Genomic DNA, 19,087 nt, shown 5'->3' with positions numbered 1-19,087 from the left:
TCTTTTAATTACTCCATGGTAATATGAGAATAAGGGATACTTATTGCACGTACCTTTCCCTTATTAGCACGTGACTTTACCGGATTAACATTCATTCAACCGTCACACTCTTCGCAAGGTTCCGTGGTTTATCAATATCACGCCCAAGAGCGAGCGCCGTATAATATGCAATTCGCTGCATGATGACCGTCACTGCAGCCACCTGTGCATATTCATCCCCTTTGGGAATCGGGATGCAAACATCAGTCACATCCTGCAGATCAATATCATCCCCATAGCCAATGCCAATGAGGGGTGTACCCCGTGCTTTCATCTCCCGGAGATTCCCTAACATCGAATGATACCCGTCCCCAGGGAGGCAAACAGCAACAGCAGGTGTCATTTCTGAAAGGAGAGCAAATGGCCCGTGTTTTATTTCACCCGCCGCATATCCCTCTGCATGGATATAAGAGATTTCCTTCATCTTGAGTGCCCCTTCCAGGGCAACAGGATAAAAAATACCCCTGCCTACGTAGAAGATTGTTGATGCCGGGACACAGAGACTGACCGCTTCACTCACATCCGTGAGAAGGGACTCCTCAATGGCCTGTCCGACTGAACATTCCACAAAAGACGTTTCAGAACAGGTCATTCCTGCAAGCAGTCCGACAAATGCCGCAACCTGTGCCATGTACGATTTCGTGGCAGCCACACTGATCTCAGGCCCGGCCCCGGTATAGATAGTCCGATCTGCTGCACGGGTGATAGAACTCCCCTGCACATTAGTAATTGCAATAGTCGGACAGCCGGAAGCCGCTGCCTTCTTTAGGGCCGACAGCGTATCAGCAGTCTCTCCTGACTGGGAAACGGCAATTACAACCTCATCTTCCGGAGTGGAGAGATACCGGTACTCTGAGGCCAGGTCAACCCTGACAGGTGTACCACACTCTTTCTCAACAAAATACCGAAAGAGGAGAGAAGCATTGTAGGAAGTCCCACAGGCGATCACTGAAATACCATGTGCATGCCTGAGAAGAGCACTGGTCTCCAGATGGCTGAACGCCAACCGGAACGACTGCTGGAATACGTCGGACTGCTCAAAAATCTCCTTGAGCATAAAGTGCGCAAATCCACCTTTCCGGGCCGCTTCTACATCATAGTCAACGTATGAAGCCTCACGAGCGACTACCTCGCCCCCATTCTCCACTGCAACAGAACCTTCCCGTATCACCGCCATATCGCCGTCTTCAAGAACCAGAATATCCCGTGTATACATAACAATAGGGGTTGCATCAGAGCAGGCGAAGAATTCACTATCCCCAAGACCTATTACAAGTGGGCTCCTCTCCCGTGCAGCAATAACCTCATCAGAACCCGCACAGAGAGCAAGAATCGCATATGAGCCCCTCAGAAGCGGGAGGACACTACGAACTGCTGCAGCAAAATCACCCTCCCATGCTTCCTCGATAAGATGCACAATCACTTCACTGTCAGTATCAGAAGTGAACCGATGGTCACGACTTTCCAGTCCCCTCCTGAGTTCAGCATAGTTTTCAATAATCCCATTGTGAACGATGGCAAACTGCCCGGTACAGTCAGTGTGCGGATGGGCATTGCGATCATCGGGCAGACCATGGGTTGCCCACCGGGTGTGGCCAATCCCACGGGTACCATGGCAGCCTACCACACACTCCGCTTGCTCCGATATACGCCCTTTCCGCTTGGCAACCATGATACTGTCAGTCCCGGTGGCAACCCCAAATGAGTCATACCCCCGGTATTCAAGACTTTTCAGGCCCTCGACAATCACTGGTGCGGCTTCACGCCAGCCGATGTACCCGACAATCCCACACACCTACATCACCACCGTCTGATCCGGAATGACCCCTGAAATTGTCCGTCCACCCGTCTCAAAAGCAACATTATTACCGACAACTGCATTCCTCAGAACAGTAAACGGTGCTGTCCCTACCCTGTCCCCCATGATAGTCCCAAACATTCCGGAGGTACACCTTCCCCGGACATGTGTTTGAAATTCACCACAGACAACCGCAGTATGATCCGCGAGAGTGCAACCTTCCCCTATTACACTCTCTCTGATACTGGAGTGTGACCCGACACTTACATCATCCATTAGGATACTGCGGGAAATATGAGATAATGGCCCTATCGTCACACATGATCCAATTGCTGTACCAGGTGAGATACAGGCATTTGGACCAATGGTGCAGTTTGATCCGATGACTGCAGGCCCGGTGATCACTGTGCCCGGGAGTATTTCTGTCCCATGGCCGATTGAGACACGCCCCTCTACCGTTGCATGCCGTGATATACTGCCTGCACTTAGAGACACTGTATTCTTTAAAAGTGACCTGTTCAGGGTGAGAAGATCCCACGCAAAGACCGCATCCGACCATCCCCCTGTAATACGGTGCGCACGTATTTTCGCACCATCAGAAACCATTTTGTTGATCATCCCGGGAAGTTCCAGTCCGGTTTCGTAATAGCCAAACACCGAAGGGTCCAGTGAAAATACACCGGTTGAAACCGTGGATAATTCAGTCACATCAGGTTTTTCCGTTATTTTTCTGACAAAGCCATCCTGAACATCCACCACCCCATAATCCGTCGCCCGGGAATCTGTGGTTGTAAGAAGCCCAAGTCCGTCTCCGCAAAACGGGCGAAGTGCTGCTGCTGTGATGATATTGTCACCGGGAAGAAGAAGGAACTTGCCAGAAACATGCTCTTCTGCCGTTTTGAGGGCATTTGCCACCCCCAGTTGTCTCTCCTGTACGGCAACATTCACCGGCACCGGTAGATCTGCAAGGCAATGGATAACCTGCTCTTTGCGATAACCGACAACGACGGTAATGTCTCTGACCCCTGCCTCTGTCAGGGCTTCAATAACATATTCTATAATGGGCCTGTTTGCCACCGGAAGAAGTGCTTTCGGGCGGTTGCGGGTCAACGGGCGCAGGCGTGACCCCTCCCCCCCTGCAAGAACAACGGCCTGCATAGTATCAGTTCCTCCCGAGAACAGATTCATTAGCAATCATACCGCTGACCACAGTGTTGGGACCAACACGGACATCCCGTCCTATTGAAGCCCCCACATTAATCGAGCAGTTAATGCCAAAGAGGACGTTATCACCAATAACGGCCCCGAACTTCTTGCGCCCGGTGGAGACACCCCCTACTTTCACATGCTCTTTGTCATGGCGGAGATTAGCCACCTTTGTGCCGGCGCCGAAATTACAGCCAGACCCGACGACACTGTCACCAATATAGGTGAAGTGTGGAATCTTTGTGCGGGGAAATATTACTGAATTTTTCAATTCACTGGCATGACCAATGTGACAGTCATTTCCAATTACCGTCTTCCCTCTGATATAGACATGCGGACCAATGGTGCACCCTGCCCCAATCATACAGGGACCTTCAATATAGGTGCCCGATCGGATGACACTACCCTCTGCAAGCACCACTGCTCCTTTCAGGGTGACACCATCTTCCACCTCGCCCCGGATATCAGTGACCATATCAGAGAGAGCATCTTCATTTGCTTCCAAAAGATTCCACGGGGCGCCAATATCGCACCAGGATGTCAGTGGCACCGCGTGGAGTTCATTGCGGGTTATCGCGGGCTCAAGTGCATCAGTCAGTTCATATTCCCCACGGGGCGAAGGGACAAGACGGTCAACTTCTGCAAAGATATCATCATCAAAGAGGTATATTCCTGCATTAATTAAATTTCCCGGAGGATTGGTGGATTTTTCATAGATGCCTGTCACCTTCCCCCCTGTCTCGGTGATCACACCAAACTGTTCCGGATTTTCACTCTTAACAACACCAACTGCCGGTGCAGGAGATGCACAGACATTCCTGATATCATCAGCCGTCACGATCATATCACCGTTCATGAGCAGGAAACGTCCCTTTACCAATCCCTTTGCTGAACGGAGTGCATCACCGGTTCCGCTCTGAGTTCTCTGAACCATATACCGGATCGAGACACCCCATCTTTCACCATTCCCAAAATAGTCCCGAATTTCCTTCTCCCGGTATCCGACAACAATTATAAACGTATCTATGCCCGCATCACGCACTGCACAGATCAGGTGTTCAATCATCGGCCGGTTTGCCACAGGAAGCATGACTTTTGGGCGGGTTGCGGTGAGGGGAGCCATCCGTTTCCCTTCACCCGCTGCAAGCAGAACACAGAGCATAGTCAATCAAATGATATTTGCTCTGCATTAATGTATAGGTTACGCCGAATGGAGAAGGTCTTCCCCTTTTCGTACCATTTTTTCTGCAGACTCTGTGTCACGCCCTTCTGCAGTGATGCGGACCTTGGGTTCCGTGCCGCTCGCCCGGATCAGGCACCAGCCATCATCCTCTTCAATGCGAATACCATCAGTCGGTTTATCTGCACCCAGTGCCAGAAGAATGGAACGCCCGTCTTCACAACGGTATGAACGGCGAATGAGAGGATAATGAGGATATTCTGCAACCTTCTCTGCAATATCCCACTCCGCTGCCATTGCACAGTAGAGAGCTGCTGCATATGGTCCGTCCGGGCAAAGAGAATGAGCAGGGAAGATCCAGCTTCCGGAGGGTTCGCCGCCGAAGTCCCCTCCGGATACCAACGCTTCAGATACAAAAGAATCACCAACGGGTGTCCTTCGGACTGTTGTCAGCTCTTCAATGGCCATTGATGCGTCCACCGTTGTTACCACACTCGCCGCACCAGTCCATTCGGCAAAGAGCATGAGGAGATGATCTCCACTGATATAGTTCCCCTGATTGTCAAATGCCATGAACCGGTCAGCATCACCGTCATGAATCAGTGCCCCCGCAGCACCTGCCTGCTTTACCATGGCAGGAATATGAAGGAGATTCTCCTGAAGAGGTTCGGATGGGCGCGCAAAAAAACCCTGCACCGTGCAGTTAATGCCGGTATATCGTATTCCTGCACGCCGGAGAAGAGCAGGTGTTACACGCGACGCCGCACCGTTTCCACAGTCAAGGACCATGTGCAGATCTTCCGGAAGAGACACAGCATCCACTATCGCATCCAGATACGAGCGGATGATATCTGCCTCACCGGTCTCCCCCTGCCCTTTCCAGTCAGTAATATGTGGCAGAGTATAGGTGTCTTCAATCTCCTGCTGGCGCGCCAAAGAGAAGGCTGAACCGTCAGGGTTCACCAGTTTCAGCCCGTTATATTCCTCCGGATTGTGTGAGGCAGTTATCATACAGCCGGCATCGTACTGCCGTGCGGCATACGCCACTGTTGGAGTCGGAGCAACACCGCCGGATACAACCCGGCATCCGGCCGCAGCGGCACCCGCGGCAAACGCTGCTTCCAGCAGAGGACCTGTCGTGCGTGCATCACGGCCGGTAACAATGGAAGAACAGGAAGCGCCAACACAACCGCCAACCTCCAGCGCAGTTTTTATCAGTTCAGGGCCGAAAGGACGGCGTATTCCAGAAGAACCAAAGAGCATACAGGTACCATGAAAAAGAGGAGTATTCAATCTATCTGTTTGCGGCCATTCACCGTGCAAAAGGGCACCAATGCTCTTCATCCAGAAAGGTTGCTACACCTGCAGTGGAAGGACCGACAAAGACCATCTGTTTTTTGCCTCTGTACTGGTCTGTTACTGCAAGACAGTCAGCCGAGAAAAGGCCATCCCCACCCACTACAATAACATCCGCCCCTTCCGGGGAGGAGACTGCACTCTTTCCAAGGAAACGGACAAGGTCCGGAAGATTCCCGTTCACATAGATCTTCTTACCGTCAAAAACAGAACAGAAATTTATGAAACACTGTTCATGGTCTTTGGGATCACATGCCTTTGCTTTCCGGCAAAGACAAAGGAACCGGGCCACGACACCCATTATTCCACAGGCAGCGGTTCTTTGTTCAGGGGACTCCAGCGGTGCATCAAACATAAAGGGAATTCGGGTGACCGTCTCTATCGGATATTGGGTGACCACATCTGATTCCGCACCGCCAAACCCGAACCTTAGGTTTACTCCACGCACATACTGACATGTAGGTGCATCCGGCTGGCGTTCAATCTTCACATTACAGTCGTGGCAACCGGTACCCTGGGTTACCTCTTCCATCTTCTTTACAGCATCAGTAACAATACTCATACATCCTCTTCCTTTCGTACGATGACACGGGCTGGTGCCCCATCACCGCCAGTAATCTTCAGTGGCAGAGCGATCATATAATAGTCTCCCTCGCTGACCCCACTGAGGTCCAGATATTCAATAACCGGAATCCCGGCCCCCAAAATCAGGCGGTGCACATCACCTGTGCCCCGATATGACTCTATAGATGGGGTATCTATTCCTATGACCCGGATACCGGATGTGGCGACCAGACGCGCTGCATCTTCATCAAGATAGGCATATTCACGATCAAACGACGTTTTTTCAGAATATCCGGTTTTAAGGATCAGCCGCTCGACATTCATCCAGGGACGGATATCCTCCGGAAGGATGGCTGAATGCCGTGAACCCAGGTCAACAATCGTCACCGGGCCAATAAAAGTCTCGGGCGGAATTAGGTCAATGGTCCGCCCGTCTTCGATATAATGGGCAGGTGAGTCTATGTGAGTCCCACTGTGACTGCTTGCAACCAGCACTGATACCCGATATCCATCCCTTAAGGACTGGTGGCATTCCGGGACACAATCCCCGGGATACGTACAGGCTGGTTCAGGAAAGGAACGGGTAAGGTCAAAATAGACCATATCTCTCAGAATCCTTTTTCTGCAGCGTCAATCGCGGCATCAATCTGCCGCTGGAGTGATTCAGGCAGGCCCTGTATCTTCACATCAAGGAATCCGCGGATGATGGTCGCCGTTGCCTCTTCTTCATTCAGACCACGGGCCATCAGATATTCAATCTCATCACGGGCTATTTTACCCACTGCTGCCTCATGAGAGAGTGAGGTATTCGTGAGCCGTCCTTCAATCTCCGGGATTGCATGGATTATTCCGTCTTCAAGAATGAGACCTTTGCACTCAATATGGCCACGCGTCTCCTCTGCCCCACCAATAATGTGGGCTCGTGTTATCACAGTACCACCACGGGTAATAACACGGGAAAGAAGTTCAGCACTTGTACCTTTCGCTTCCAGAATAGCACGCTGGCCAAGGTCAAGTTCAGAGCCTTTTGGTGCAAGCACGATGGAACTGAACCTGGCCACAGAATTCTCACCGGTTAACCGGGCTTCAGGGTACATCTGGACACGCTTCACCGGTTTCATGCTGATATAGTTGGAGAGGAATGTGCCGTTCTCCTCCACCCGTGACGCACTCCGCGGGACGACTGTCACATCCTCGCCCCAGGTATGGATCATCGTTGTGCTGATGAGGGCATCTTTCCCCACATAAAACTCAGTGATACCATAGTGCGAACCATGGCCGACGGAGTGACTGGAGACACATCCTGTTATGAGGTGAAGTTCAGCTCCCTCCTCCGCAATGATTATGTTGTGGACAGTCTGGATATCATCTGTTGCCATAAAAAGACAGGTTTGGAGAGGGAATATGTTTTTACTGCCTTTTTTTGCGATGATAGTATACCCTCGTGGTTCATGGTCTGCAACATACCGGGTGTATTCATCCTTGTCCTTATCAACAAGATTCCAGTAATAGTCCTTAAGCCAGTCATATTTTTTGAGTGCTTCTGCTGTCGGAAGCATCTCAATTCCTTCATATGTGCAGGAAGTATGCCTAACATCCTGATCTGACTGGAAGAAGCTTCCACACCTGTTCTCTGAAGAAAGCACCATCCCTGATTGTTCAAGACGCTCTTTATCTTCAGGAGAGAGATCATCAAATCCTTCTACAGCTTTACGCATTCCATACACTCCTGATATCCCTTTTCCTGAATTACCTTCAGTATCTCCCGCGGATTGCCACGGCACCGAATCTCACCATTGCAAAGCATATGGCCAGCATCTGCTTCCAGATAGTCCATGATAAATCCGGTGTGCGTAATAATCAGCCCGGATTTCTTCCGGTTTACGATATGACGATCTTTATCGACAAGCCGTGCAATCGCTTTTCCAATAAGCGCGATATTTTCAAGATCCACGCCACTTTCCGGTTCATCAAGCATAACAAAATCAGGCTGCTGAACCAACAACTGAAGCACTTCACTGCGTTTAATCTCGCCTCCGGAAAAGTTAGCATTCAGATCGCGTTCCAAAAAAGCACTCATATTCATCGTTTCAGCATATTCAAATGCCTTTGCAGGTGATTTCCCTGACATCACTTCCAGCAGTTTGCCAAGTTTAAGGCCGGAAATGGTCGGAGGGCGCTGAAACATCATACCCATGCCATAACGCGCCCGTTCATACAGCGGAAGTTCAGTGACATCATGACCACGGAAGATGACCCGTCCCTCGGTTATGGTGTAATTACTGAATCCCATAATTGAGCGCAGAAGGGTTGTCTTTCCGGATCCGTTCGGTCCCATCAGGATATGGGTTTCTCCTTCCGGAATCTGTAGATTAACTCCGTGGATTACCTCTTTCCCCCCTACTTCAACGTGGAGATTTTCAACATTCAGCATAGCATCAACTCTATCTCTTATATCTGACCGGATTGGATATAGGGATGTCGTCATTCATTTTGATAAATTCGTTCATTTTTTTGGAACATTAAATACGAAGTCCATACTTTCCAAAACCAAGACACAAAATTCACTTTCACCCCCCACACAGATCAGCACCATATATCAGACAATGCGAGTCTGGAGTATGTCACAGACATTTCAGTTCATTGCAACACGGGCAAAAGACCATCCACAGATCATTCGGAAGAGTCAGATGTCAAAACAGGCATTCTTCTCCAGCAGAACAACAGGTGAAAATAGAACGGAATACTCCTCCACATTAACTCCCCGGAAATCACATACAATCATCTATGTCTAAGATAGAACCATTCACAAAAAAAACAGAATGTGTATGGGTTCATGCCATTCCGCGTTCCCAGACAGTAACCGCCTTTGAGAGGCCCAGACGGTCATAAAGATGGGTTGCTGCATAGTTGACAAATTCAACATCCGCAAGATAGGCAGTATATTGGGTGCGATATTCTTCCAGCGACTGGTTGTAATCTGCAGCATGACGGTTGTAGTCTGAAACAGCAGCATTATACCCCTCTATGTTGCCAGACCTCTTCAGTGAGGCGAGGGCAGCATTCTCTTCATCCAGTGCATGCTTCATCACATCGAGGTTTTCTTCCATAACAACAAGGGACACCTCTTCATCCTCTGCACGGACCCGTGCTTCAGCTGCTGCCTGATCAATCCGCCGTGTCTCCTCAGCTTTTCCATACCCCATTGTGCCATTCCCAAAAGGGATAACAAACAGGTCTGATGTGAGCATGGCACCGTTTTCAAATTTTTCGGTGGGAATGCCTATCAGGCTCACATTGGTTGTTTCAACAAAGAGATATCCACTGTCACGAAACCCGGGTTTATCTGTTCCAATTCCCACCGCCATGTGTGAATCGTCGGGGAAAAAGAAAAGTGAGACATTATAACCTTCCTGTTCGAGGAGACCTGCCAGAAGAATGCTCTTATCATCGCAGTCTCCCCCTTTTTCAATAATTGTCTCAACCGGGAATTTTGGCCCTGCCTCATCAGGACGAGTGTCATATGCCAGCGACTGCACATAGACTGTCATAAACTCAATATATTCGTCACTGCCTTCTACTGTTCCGGACGCACCTTTTCTCAGTGCATCTGTAGTGGCTGAATACACCTGCTTCATCTGAGGATCAGTAAGAAATGAGAGATAATATCCGGTTGTCCAGTCGTCATCTTCTTCCCATTCACCCAGAAGAACCGCTCGTTTGTCAGCATCTGCTGCCGCTTCATACAGACCCTGTGGCGCAGACACCGAAACCGATACAGACCTATCCTGGAAGGGGAATTCCAGGGATGAGGTGGCAATTCTGCCATCATCCTGATATTCCCCAACCTCAGGATATTCTGCAGCCGGACCGGAACTGAAGAGCGATGTAGTGCATCCACATGCAGCAACAGAAATACTAATGACCAACACAATGAGCAGATAATACCGGTGAATCGGTTTCATTAGTATCGATTCTGTCAGAGAGAGAGAAAAGGTTCACCATACTACTCTGCTGAAATTCACTTTCACCCTCCCCGGCATGCATTAAATTACTCACAACCTGAGATCCCATACAGAATATGTATGACAGGAAACTGATCACCGGAATAGCAGACAGATGGGCTGGTGAAACAGCTGTCACATATGGAACAAACGCATGTATACCTAAACAACAGGGATGGTTCCCCGGGATCCCATCCCCCATGACCGCTCACACCATGCAGCATGCCCTCTTAGCAGAGTATGAGGGATGTACCGTTGAAGAAGCATTTGACGGTCATGAAATTGAGACTCAACAGGGAACCTGCTATGCTATCGAAACTTCGGAAGAACTGGAATTAGCACGCCCTGATATACCCGCTCTTTCAGATGCCATTATGCAGGAACTTCGCCTGATACCTGGCATTGGAAAAATCACTGCGGAAAAATTTCACCAGAGAGGCATACAGGATATTTCAGACCTCATAACCCATCCCCGATTTGGTGCAGATGCACGTATCATAGCAGATGCAGCAGATGAGAATGACTGGACATTTCTGGAGGCCCACTGCCGTAGACGATGCACAGCTTCAGACAATCTCTTTCTGCTCTTCTCCCTCGTGACTCACCCCTCTGATTTGCTTTTCTTTGACATCGAGACACTGGGCATATTTTCCCGGCCTGTAATACTCTTCGGGGCAGGCAGAATAGAGGGCAGGAGTCTAAAAGTGACGCAGTACCTGTTGCGTAACATCGGAGAAGAACCAGCTGCCATTTCAGCTGTCATGGAAGAGATCACTGAAAATACCCGTCTGGTCACGTATAACGGCAGGGCATTTGATTATCCGTATCTCAGGGATCGTGCAGGGTACTATGGCATTCCCTCCGTCAATGACCCGGCACATACCGATCTCCTTCACCACGTACGCCGGCAGTGGAAAAGAGAAATGCCAGATTGCCGCCTGGGAACCGTCGAAGGGAAAATTCTTGGCCAGTACCGAAAAGAGGATCTGCCTGGCAGTATGGTGCCATGGTATTATCAGACATACCGTCGCACAGGAAATCCCGGACCACTGGTCCCGATAATCGAGCACAACCGCCTTGACATCACCAATCTCCCGTTGATATACGAACGTCTTCTGGAGGGGTGCCTCTGCCCGTCACACTGACAGACAGAATATGCAGAGACCCAAATTACAGAGGACATGTAACGCACCGGGAGGAATCATTCGGTGCATTGGCTCAGTTTGAAGAGCCCGACCCCCCACTGGAAAAACATGTGGGGGAGTATTGCAGGAGAAATCATCTGCGTCTCTATACGCACCAGACTGCAACACGAACTGCTGTCCATGAAGGCAGAGATGTAATGCTTGTCACCCCGACAGCGTCCGGAAAAACGCTTGCGTATCTGATCCCTATCATGGAAGGGCTGAGGACGGATCCTACCGCCCGTGCTCTCATGCTCTTTCCGACAAAAGCACTGACCCGTGACCAGCTAAAAACTGCCACCTCCCTTTCTGATGCAATCGTTCCCGATGCAAAACCAGCGGTGTACGACGGCGACACTCCAAAAAACAGGAGAAAAAATATTCGTGAATCATCAAGAATAATTCTTTCAAATCCACATGAACTGCACCATATTCTCTCCTGGCACTCTCTCTGGCAGGGATTTTGGAAAAACCTCAGGTATCTGGTTATCGATGAAGCACATCGTTACCGGGGTGTTGCAGGGTCACACGCCGCCCTCCTCTTCCGCCGGATGCTTAGGGTCGCCGCTTTTTACGGCAGTCATCCACGAATCATCCTTGCAAGTGCCACTATCGGAAACCCCTCCCCCTTTGCCTATACACTCACCGGCAGGGATGTCTCTGTCATACACTCATCAGGGGCACCGGAAGGTCCCCGGAGTTTTCTCCTTTATAACCCATATTTTCCACCAGAACAGAGAGATACCACCTACCGGGCGGCAGCCTCTCTGATGCAGTACTGTGTGGCACAGGATCTACAGACACTCACCTTTACCAATTCCCGGAAAGGAGCAGAGACCCTCGCCAGCATGACAGGACGACATCATTCCGAAAAAATTCCCGCATATCGTGCAGGGTATCTTCCCGGCGATAGACGTAAACTGGAACAGGGACTGAAATCAGGGAGTTTTCGGGGAATTGTTTCAACTGATGCCCTTGAGGTCGGTATCGACATAGGAAGCCTTGATTCCGTCATAATGGCAGGATTTCCCGGGTCACGCAATGCAACATGGCAACGTTCGGGCAGGGCTGGGCGAACGACGCGACACGCACTCTCTGTCCTTGTTGCATCAGAAAATCCACTGGACCAGTATTATATGCACCACCCGGAGGCTTTCTTTGGAAGACCGGCGGAAAATGTAGCAATCAGCCCGGAAAATCCCTATATTCTGGCAGGCCACCTGCTTTGTGCCGCAGCAGAACTGCCACTGACAGGAGAAGACTGTAGCATCTGGTTTGGTCCGTCGGCATCCGGAATAGCAGAAGAACTTATTCAGGGAGGTGCGCTCACCCACACCAGACGTGGCGCTGTCTACAGCGGGTCTGCCCGCCCGGCTGAGATCGTCCGAATCTCCGGGACGGGTGGAAAACAACTGAAAATTATCTCTGACGGAAAACTCATTGAGACAATAGAGATTGGACAGGCCTACCGCGAAGCACACCCAGGTGCTGTCTTCCTTCATGCAGGAGACACCTATCTAATAAGAACACTTGATCTGGAGACAGGTATCATCCGGGCAGACCGCACAAAGGTTGATTTCCAGACAACTGTCCACTCTTCAGGACAACCTGAGTCAGTAGTGGAGAGTAAAAACACCCGGACATATGGTTGCAGACTCTCCTTTGGGAATGTGGTTGTCAGTGAACACTATCCCTTTTATCAGGTGAAACGATATGGCAAACCGGTGTCAACCGAACCACTCTCTTTACCCTCCCTGAAGTTTGCAACAGAGGCATTCTGGTTCTCTTTCACTCCGGAAGAGATGAAAGCCCTTGAACAGGCAGGATTTGACCCTGCAGGAACACTACATGCCATCGAGCATGCCCTGATTGCAATGATGCCGGCTGAAGTCCTCTGTGACCGACAGGACCTGGGCGGGTTTTCCACACTCTGCGCAGCAGACACCGGTATGCCCACCATCATGGTCTATGATGGCTATGAAGGTGGGGCAGGCCTTGCCGCGACAGGATTTAACCGGTTTGAAGAGATCCTCCGCATGACACATGAGCTGATTACCGAATGCCCCTGTGAAAGCGGGTGCCCCTCGTGCATATTCTCACCAAAATGCGGTTCAATGAATCAACCTCTGGACAAGGCAGGTGCGGCAACGCTTCTTGGGATGATGTGTAGGGCCGGGAAAATTTCCGCTGATGATGAACCCTCTTTCACGTGTGACAATGCAGAATAATTCACATCCCTGTCATGCATGCACCGTCCTGCATCCGGTACTCCATAAAGATGCGCCGGTTGATGATGCGCCACACAAGAATCAGTTCCATTGCCTCAGTTGCGGTCACATACTCCCGTCCTGCATAGAGGGATACGGACCCCACCCCGGTCTCCTCCTCTACAGCCTCTTCAAGCCGGCGAATCACCTCATAGCGGAAATCACCATCAAACCGGACAGCACCCATCGTTCTTCCATACATCTCTTCTGAATGGAACCCAATAAGAAAATCCCGCTCTGCAAGAGAAGTCATAGCAAAGAGGTCCAGAGGAAATACAATGTTTTTGACCGTATTTTCAAACCGTTCCTGCAGAAGACTGACCGCATACATGCCCTCCTTTCCAGATGCATCAAAGACCGATGGTGTGATTGTGAGGATGGCATCGGCATACTGTCTCTGGGGGGCCACGTATGCATCATAATCCGGTTTACGTGCGTGAATTTCTGATGTCACCTGATCACGGGAATATCCTCTGTCCCCGACATCGCGGGCCATCTTCCATGCATACTTCACCTCTTCAGCAGGGTCCACATAACAGGTAAAATCAAAATATCGGCGCATTTTTTCTGTTGAAAACGGATGAAGGCCTTCCACGATTACAATCTTCTTTGGCGAAAAGGGAGCTGGTGCGTCAAAACTACCTGTTGTATGGTTATAGGATGGTTTTGATATTGTCTTCCCCTGCTTCAGGAGGCAGAGATGGTCCTCAAAGAGGGAGATATTGTTTGCATCCGGATGCAGAGGAGTGATGCCCTTCTCTGCACGAGCATCCCTGTCGAGTAAATGGTAATCATCCATAGAGAATGAACAGACCAGGTCAGGACCGAATATTTCACGAAAGGCACGGGTGAAGGTTGTCTTCCCTGATCCTGAATCTCCGGCGACACCAATGGTATAAATGCAATCAGACGCCCGAATTGTATCTCTGAAATTCCCGGTTTCCATCAAAGATATCTCCTCACCGAAAAGTAAAAAGTGCACCGGTACGGAGTGGCGGCACAGGCAGATGCCATCAAGGGCCATTTACGGAATAATCCCCGGGTGGTATGTCCGACATAATGAATTATTTTATTCCGACTGTGAAACACCATGTTTTAAGTATCAAAGATTAACAGAAAGATATTCAGGTGAACTATGGCTGAAATCAGAAGTATCAATGTTATTTCTCTCGCGAAAATGTTTGCTGCAGTATCCCTTGTGATTGGATTTATCGCAGCTGTACTGGCAGTGCTGATAGCCATCTTTGGGGTTGCTGTAGCCCCGTTCTATCCATTACCTGTCGGAGAGATGACACTTATCTGGGCTATCGTTGCCATACTTGTGCTGACAGTCGTCTATGCAATCATCGGATTTATTGCAGGTGCTATAATAGCAGTGATCTACAACCTAGCTGCGGGTATATTCGGTGGGGTGGAGATTGTTCTTGCAGAACCCGCGGTGATGCCGGAGAAACATGACGGCGAACAGGACCGTAGTTACGAATAATTCTTAATATCTCATTTTTCCAAATTTTTATCCATTTTCTCCGCCTGTATTCATACAGAATATTCCAAAATGTACCTACAGGACATCTCCCTGCAGAAATGAACTGCGGCATACGTTCTGAGAACAGTAACCCTGAAACCACGAAGCAGCCTTGGCAAAAGCACGGAATTCTTAGATGACGCCCAAATTACTTCAAAGTCGTGAAAACCATCAAAACCATACACCCGTAGGGCTAACACCGCCCCGCGAATATTTCAAAATAGTGTGTATGGTGTTGTGTCCCTGACATCCACCATTACACCTGCTCCTGCTATTTTAACTCAGCAAAAAGTATACCACTCCGGTTGAAAGGAACGCAAAGAGCATAATTATCAGGGCCACCGGCCAGACTATCCCGACACTCCCGGTGACAATACCTGCAAGCTGGGTGATACGCTGTGACCCAAATACCACCACATCTGCACAGTGTACAGTCCCCCCCGCACTCTCTGCGGGGGCCATATCTTCACGTGCAGAGTCCACCGCTTCACGGACAAATGGCATAAAAAGGGGAAGGGGCACCTTCCACCCGACCGGATTTTTGCCGGACGCCATATTGACCACATGGGTATCACTGGTCGCAATTTCACACTCCGCACACTCTAAGAGGAAGAGATCCCTGAGTTCCTCGCGGATACCGACATGGAGATTGTTCCCGTCAAAGACGAGCCATATCGTTTCTTTGTCTTCCACGGTAATTACCATCGCCATCACACCAAGATCGCCAAACCCCTCTTCATGGGAGAAGGGCACATCCAGCTGGGAAAAACCAATGGAATACGGATACTGCAGCTCATCTATAAGTGATTCGCAGGCAAGGGCCGCTGCCTCCCGGTAGTCCTCTCCGATACGGCTACCGAGGAGGACAGGCGGAGGAAGGTCAATGAAGCTGTTGTGGGTATCTGCCAGGACGACATGCCGAAACCATTGTTTACCCTCCTCAATGATGGCAAGGCCAACCGCATATTCCACATCATCAGTGATATCCGGCGACCGCGTTGCAGCAATGAAGATGGTGTCACCAAATGCCTGGGCAAGGACCGAAACAGACCCTGCCTGATATCGCCGTGCATGGGTCGCAGTTGCAGACCAATCCAGATGCTTCTGCTGCACATCACGGATGGAATCTGCAATTGTCTCCACTTCAGATGCAGAGACCGGATTAAAGTCATGGGTGGCCATCCCATGGAATACCAGTGCCTGGCCTTTCAGACTCTCTGTAAGCAGACGGGGAAGGGCCGAACCCCCAATCTCACCGAGTGGCCCCGGATGTAGGTTTGGGGCAGTCACGGTCATTACATCCTGCCCTTTACGCCGAAAGAGCAGTGTTCCGAAGATGACTGTCACGGGATCACCCATCTGCCGGAAAAAATCTTCCAAAGCGGTTGAACCATAGATCATATGAGCCATAAACGCATTGGCAAATCCAAGAGGGGAAAGGCCAAGTGCCTGCTTCATTGGCCGTTCCAGAATCCAGATGAAGGCCCAGGCAGCCAGGCCAAAGAAGAGATGCAGGGGAATGACAAACAGGGCGAATGTGTCCCCCAAAAGGAGGTAACCAAAGAAGGAGGCAACTGCCGTCTGTGTCAGGGCGGGAATCAGGATATGCCGGAGATGATGATCAACAATCGCCCCTAAGAGAAGCATCCTGAGGAAAAAGACAATCCCCAGCGATGCAGCAAAAAATAGGGAAACAAAGCTCGTTGCAAGGAGCAGTACGGGGGAGAAGGTGATGAGAATTGTCACAACACAGCTGCCCAGTGCGATGAGGGCAGACCAGTCCAGGGTGATGTTATTCCCACTTCTTCGGACAAGGGGGCCGGTCACAAAAGCGGCAAAAAGAGCAGGAACCGTGAATACAAGAATTCCTGAGTAGGCAACCAGGTCAGAATACCTGATACCTGCAAGAAGAAGCATTGCCTCAATGGCACCGCCAAGAAGGAGAAGAAGAAGAACAGAACGACGCCATGAGGGGGCCTGCATAATCAATGCAGAAAGCCCCTCAAGCTGGGATGAAGAATCAGAAACCATAGAAGTACGCGAACGTAGCGATTATACAGACAAATAGGTTTCGAATCAGAATAGATACCAAAAAGATCCAGAAAACATATGGATACCATTAAGAGTTGTCAACCGTAAAATCTGCACGATATACATGGAGGGGCAATGGATGTATCTGGGAATAGCGATTGTATGCATTGCAATCGGCTGGGCAGGGGGGTATTATGGATTTTCATATTACTTTCAGAAACGGTTTCTTACCGTGGCAGATGAATGCAGGGACGCTGATTCAATCGAACCGCTCATTGATGAGCTGGAACGGCAGAGCTGAAAAGAGGTATAAAAGAGATGGTTGATTTATTTAGTGCAGGGCTTCTCGGGATAGTATCACTCTGTTTCGGCCTCCTTGCAGGCATCCAGATTGCACATATCCATTACTCACGGCGGCTGACAAAACTCGCAAAACGCAGCATCTATTCAAAGACGATTGCACCGATACTCGTTGCAGCAAAAGAGAGCCGTGATGAAGAAGAATAAAGGCAGCGGGTAGAGAAAACCACTGAATATGTGCCATATGCCAGTGGAGAACAGATTCCACAGAAATTTAATCCCTTCCTTTTTTTCCCTTTAATCTATATCCCGGTTCTATGCCTGTACGCCGACGGGGCAACCAGCAGGAAGAAGACACATGCACCTACCGCAATGAACCCTCCCACCAGGAAGAAAACTGCCTCCAGCCCGAAGGCATCAGCAATAAGGCCACCTGCGAGAGGGGCGATTATCCCACTTATACCGCGGACGGAATTATAAATGCCCATCGTTGTTCCCATGCCATATGTCCTTCCGGCCTCAACCATTGTGGCACTTACCGCAGGATAGAAGAATAGGGCCCCCATGGCATTGAAAATTGACACCAGCAGAAAACCGGTAAGCGTTGTGCATGCAGGGAAGAGAGAAAGTGACAGCGCAAAAATAAGTGCTCCGGGAATGATGAGCTGCCACCGGTTGTGTCTGTCACCGATGCGACCGAATACCATCTGGAGAGTGCCGGCAACAAATACATTCAATGAGATGATAAGACCAGCTCCCGCAGGGGATATGCCAAGGAGTGGAACAAATAAGGGGATAAACACGAGTATGCCAATCATACCGAATTCACTCACAAACGAGATCAGCATGATGCCACAATAGAGAGGGTTTGCGAGAAGGCTGCGAAGTACCCCGCCTTTCTCCAAGGCCCCATTGCCACCCTTTTCAGGGCCCGGAGTCACAGGATATTCGCCAACTGCTGCATTACACGGCAAAATCATTCGTTCTTCGGGAAGAAAGAGCACAACAATCAGACATGCAAGAGCGGAAAATGCCATGAGGGCATAGAATGATGCAGAAAAACCATAGAGATCATAGATGACGCCACCCATCAGCGGCCCTGCACCAAACCCGAAGAGCATTGATGCCTGAAACCGTGACATGATACGGGCTTCCTCACCTTTCCCTGCGATTCCACCCAGATACGCCATTGCAACCGGTGCGATCATCGCGGACGCAATACCATGCACAAACCGGACAATAGTGAGGAGAAAAACCGTTGGTGCAATGATATACCCGAGTGAGATTATTGCATAGAAAAAGAGACCTACCGCCATCATGTGCTTTTTTTCATACCGGTCTGACATCCTCCCGAATAGAGGCATACAGATTGTCCGTGAGAATGCAAATGCCGCAAATATCACACCAATCCAGAAGGATGACGCCCCAAGGGTATCGGCATATACCGAGAGAATCGGCACAACCATGCCAATACCTATGAGTGAGATAAAAACAGAAAGCGAGATCACAACGATGATGCGGGTTTTTGTGTGCCGGGTTATCGGGCACGGTGCTGCTGGTGTGGAATTTTTCACGGGAACCTCTCTCTCATACTATACGTATGACCACATATCGACCTCCCCTAAGATAGGCG

At 49.9% G+C, this 19,087-nt stretch carries 18 protein-coding genes; 6 read left to right on the top strand and 12 right to left on the bottom strand.

The window, feature by feature from the left end:
* Nucleotides 1-91 precede the first annotated feature (91 nt).
* From glmS to L0665_RS08555, 8 genes are read right to left on the bottom strand one after another with little or no spacing between them, the layout of a single operon-like run.
* Nucleotides 92-1,834, bottom strand: a complete 1,743-nt coding sequence (gene glmS, locus L0665_RS08590) for a glutamine--fructose-6-phosphate transaminase (isomerizing) (protein ID WP_274925275.1) — start codon at nt 1,832-1,834, stop codon at nt 92-94.
* Nucleotides 1,835-2,995, bottom strand: coding sequence for a sugar phosphate nucleotidyltransferase (locus tag L0665_RS08585; RefSeq protein ID WP_274925274.1), 1,161 nt, complete (start codon nt 2,993-2,995; stop codon nt 1,835-1,837).
* Nucleotides 2,996-2,999: 4 nt separating this feature from the next.
* The gene (glmU, locus tag L0665_RS08580; protein WP_274925273.1) at nt 3,000-4,205 is read right to left on the bottom strand and encodes a bifunctional sugar-1-phosphate nucleotidylyltransferase/acetyltransferase; all 1,206 of its coding nucleotides are present in this window, start codon (nt 4,203-4,205) and stop codon (nt 3,000-3,002) included.
* A 39-nt stretch (nt 4,206-4,244) separates the two neighbouring features.
* On the bottom strand, nt 4,245-5,486 hold the full coding sequence (locus L0665_RS08575; RefSeq protein ID WP_274925272.1) for a phosphohexomutase domain-containing protein: 1,242 nt from the start codon (nt 5,484-5,486) through the stop codon (nt 4,245-4,247).
* A 49-nt stretch (nt 5,487-5,535) separates the two neighbouring features.
* The gene (locus L0665_RS08570; RefSeq protein ID WP_274925271.1) at nt 5,536-6,141 is read right to left on the bottom strand and encodes a hypothetical protein; all 606 of its coding nucleotides are present in this window, start codon (nt 6,139-6,141) and stop codon (nt 5,536-5,538) included.
* Entirely contained in the window at nt 6,138-6,746 is a 609-nt protein-coding gene (locus tag L0665_RS08565; protein ID WP_274925270.1) for a cyclase family protein, read from the bottom strand. The genes L0665_RS08570 and L0665_RS08565 overlap by 4 nt, the downstream gene beginning before the upstream one ends.
* A gap of 5 nt (nt 6,747-6,751) precedes the next feature.
* Nucleotides 6,752-7,861: a SufB/SufD family protein gene (locus L0665_RS08560; RefSeq protein ID WP_274925269.1), complete on the bottom strand. Its 1,110-nt coding sequence runs from the start codon at nt 7,859-7,861 to the stop codon at nt 6,752-6,754.
* Nucleotides 7,846-8,577, bottom strand: a complete 732-nt coding sequence (locus L0665_RS08555; RefSeq protein ID WP_274925743.1) for an ABC transporter ATP-binding protein — start codon at nt 8,575-8,577, stop codon at nt 7,846-7,848. The genes L0665_RS08560 and L0665_RS08555 overlap by 16 nt, the downstream gene beginning before the upstream one ends.
* A gap of 187 nt (nt 8,578-8,764) precedes the next feature.
* On the opposite strand from L0665_RS08555, the gene L0665_RS08550 reads away from it, so the two are divergent.
* The gene (locus L0665_RS08550) at nt 8,765-8,938 is read left to right on the top strand and encodes a hypothetical protein (RefSeq protein WP_274925268.1); all 174 of its coding nucleotides are present in this window, start codon (nt 8,765-8,767) and stop codon (nt 8,936-8,938) included.
* A gap of 39 nt (nt 8,939-8,977) precedes the next feature.
* Here L0665_RS08550 and L0665_RS08545 read toward each other — a convergent pair whose 3' ends face one another.
* Complete coding sequence (locus L0665_RS08545; RefSeq protein ID WP_274925267.1) at nt 8,978-10,108, bottom strand: hypothetical protein; 1,131 nt, start codon at nt 10,106-10,108, stop codon at nt 8,978-8,980.
* Nucleotides 10,109-10,224: 116 nt separating this feature from the next.
* On the opposite strand from L0665_RS08545, the gene L0665_RS08540 reads away from it, so the two are divergent.
* Nucleotides 10,225-11,292: a ribonuclease H-like domain-containing protein gene (locus L0665_RS08540; RefSeq protein WP_274925266.1), complete on the top strand. Its 1,068-nt coding sequence runs from the start codon at nt 10,225-10,227 to the stop codon at nt 11,290-11,292.
* Between the two features lie 68 nt (nt 11,293-11,360).
* Nucleotides 11,361-13,559 (top strand): DEAD/DEAH box helicase, encoded by a 2,199-nt coding sequence (locus L0665_RS08535; protein WP_274925265.1) that lies wholly within the window; start codon nt 11,361-11,363, stop codon nt 13,557-13,559.
* 1 nt (nt 13,560) lies between these two features.
* Here the strand turns inward: L0665_RS08535 and L0665_RS08530 are convergent, their stop codons facing one another.
* Entirely contained in the window at nt 13,561-14,544 is a 984-nt protein-coding gene (locus L0665_RS08530; protein ID WP_274925264.1) for a phosphoribulokinase, read from the bottom strand.
* Nucleotides 14,545-14,733: 189 nt separating this feature from the next.
* Here L0665_RS08530 and L0665_RS08525 point away from each other — a divergent pair, with 189 nt between their 5' ends.
* Nucleotides 14,734-15,084: a hypothetical protein gene (locus L0665_RS08525; protein WP_274925263.1), complete on the top strand. Its 351-nt coding sequence runs from the start codon at nt 14,734-14,736 to the stop codon at nt 15,082-15,084.
* A gap of 315 nt (nt 15,085-15,399) precedes the next feature.
* Here the strand turns inward: L0665_RS08525 and L0665_RS08520 are convergent, their stop codons facing one another.
* Nucleotides 15,400-17,154, bottom strand: coding sequence for a DUF2070 family protein (locus L0665_RS08520; RefSeq protein ID WP_274925262.1), 1,755 nt, complete (start codon nt 17,152-17,154; stop codon nt 15,400-15,402).
* A gap of 139 nt (nt 17,155-17,293) precedes the next feature.
* Between L0665_RS08520 and L0665_RS08515 the strand changes: the two genes are divergently transcribed.
* On the top strand, nt 17,294-17,455 hold the full coding sequence (locus L0665_RS08515; protein WP_274925261.1) for a hypothetical protein: 162 nt from the start codon (nt 17,294-17,296) through the stop codon (nt 17,453-17,455).
* Between the two features lie 17 nt (nt 17,456-17,472).
* Entirely contained in the window at nt 17,473-17,661 is a 189-nt protein-coding gene (locus tag L0665_RS08510; protein ID WP_274925260.1) for a hypothetical protein, read from the top strand.
* Between the two features lie 95 nt (nt 17,662-17,756).
* Here L0665_RS08510 and L0665_RS08505 read toward each other — a convergent pair whose 3' ends face one another.
* The gene (locus tag L0665_RS08505) at nt 17,757-19,028 is read right to left on the bottom strand and encodes an MFS transporter (protein WP_274925259.1); all 1,272 of its coding nucleotides are present in this window, start codon (nt 19,026-19,028) and stop codon (nt 17,757-17,759) included.
* Nucleotides 19,029-19,087: the final 59 nt, after the last annotated feature.

Source organism: Methanogenium marinum (assembly GCF_028912405.1).
Classification (GTDB): Archaea; Halobacteriota; Methanomicrobia; order Methanomicrobiales; family Methanomicrobiaceae; genus Methanogenium; species Methanogenium marinum.
The sequence above is the reverse complement of the archived record's forward strand: the minus strand, read 5'-3'. Positions and strand labels throughout refer to the sequence as shown.

Excerpts from the sequence above, each read along its gene's own strand:
- L0665_RS08585 (WP_274925274.1), bottom strand. The coding sequence starts at position 2,995 with ATGCAGGCCGTTGTTCTTGCAGGGGGGGAGGGGTCACGCCTGCGCCCG.
- glmU (WP_274925273.1), bottom strand. The coding sequence starts at position 4,205 with ATGCTCTGTGTTCTGCTTGCAGCGGGTGAAGGGAAACGGATGGCTCCC.
- L0665_RS08575 (WP_274925272.1), bottom strand. The coding sequence starts at position 5,486 with ATGCTCTTTGGTTCTTCTGGAATACGCCGTCCTTTCGGCCCTGAACTG.
- L0665_RS08570 (WP_274925271.1), bottom strand. The coding sequence starts at position 6,141 with ATGAGTATTGTTACTGATGCTGTAAAGAAGATGGAAGAGGTAACCCAG.
- L0665_RS08565 (WP_274925270.1), bottom strand. The coding sequence starts at position 6,746 with ATGGTCTATTTTGACCTTACCCGTTCCTTTCCTGAACCAGCCTGTACG.
- L0665_RS08560 (WP_274925269.1), bottom strand. The coding sequence starts at position 7,861 with ATGCGTAAAGCTGTAGAAGGATTTGATGATCTCTCTCCTGAAGATAAA.
- L0665_RS08555 (WP_274925743.1), bottom strand. The coding sequence starts at position 8,577 with ATGCTGAATGTTGAAAATCTCCACGTTGAAGTAGGGGGGAAAGAGGTA.
- L0665_RS08550 (WP_274925268.1), top strand. The coding sequence starts at position 8,765 with ATGTCACAGACATTTCAGTTCATTGCAACACGGGCAAAAGACCATCCA.
- L0665_RS08545 (WP_274925267.1), bottom strand. The coding sequence starts at position 10,108 with ATGAAACCGATTCACCGGTATTATCTGCTCATTGTGTTGGTCATTAGT.
- L0665_RS08540 (WP_274925266.1), top strand. The coding sequence starts at position 10,225 with ATGTATGACAGGAAACTGATCACCGGAATAGCAGACAGATGGGCTGGT.
- L0665_RS08530 (WP_274925264.1), bottom strand. The coding sequence starts at position 14,544 with ATGGAAACCGGGAATTTCAGAGATACAATTCGGGCGTCTGATTGCATT.
- L0665_RS08525 (WP_274925263.1), top strand. The coding sequence starts at position 14,734 with ATGGCTGAAATCAGAAGTATCAATGTTATTTCTCTCGCGAAAATGTTT.
- L0665_RS08520 (WP_274925262.1), bottom strand. The coding sequence starts at position 17,154 with ATGGTTTCTGATTCTTCATCCCAGCTTGAGGGGCTTTCTGCATTGATT.
- L0665_RS08515 (WP_274925261.1), top strand. The coding sequence starts at position 17,294 with ATGTATCTGGGAATAGCGATTGTATGCATTGCAATCGGCTGGGCAGGG.
- L0665_RS08510 (WP_274925260.1), top strand. The coding sequence starts at position 17,473 with ATGGTTGATTTATTTAGTGCAGGGCTTCTCGGGATAGTATCACTCTGT.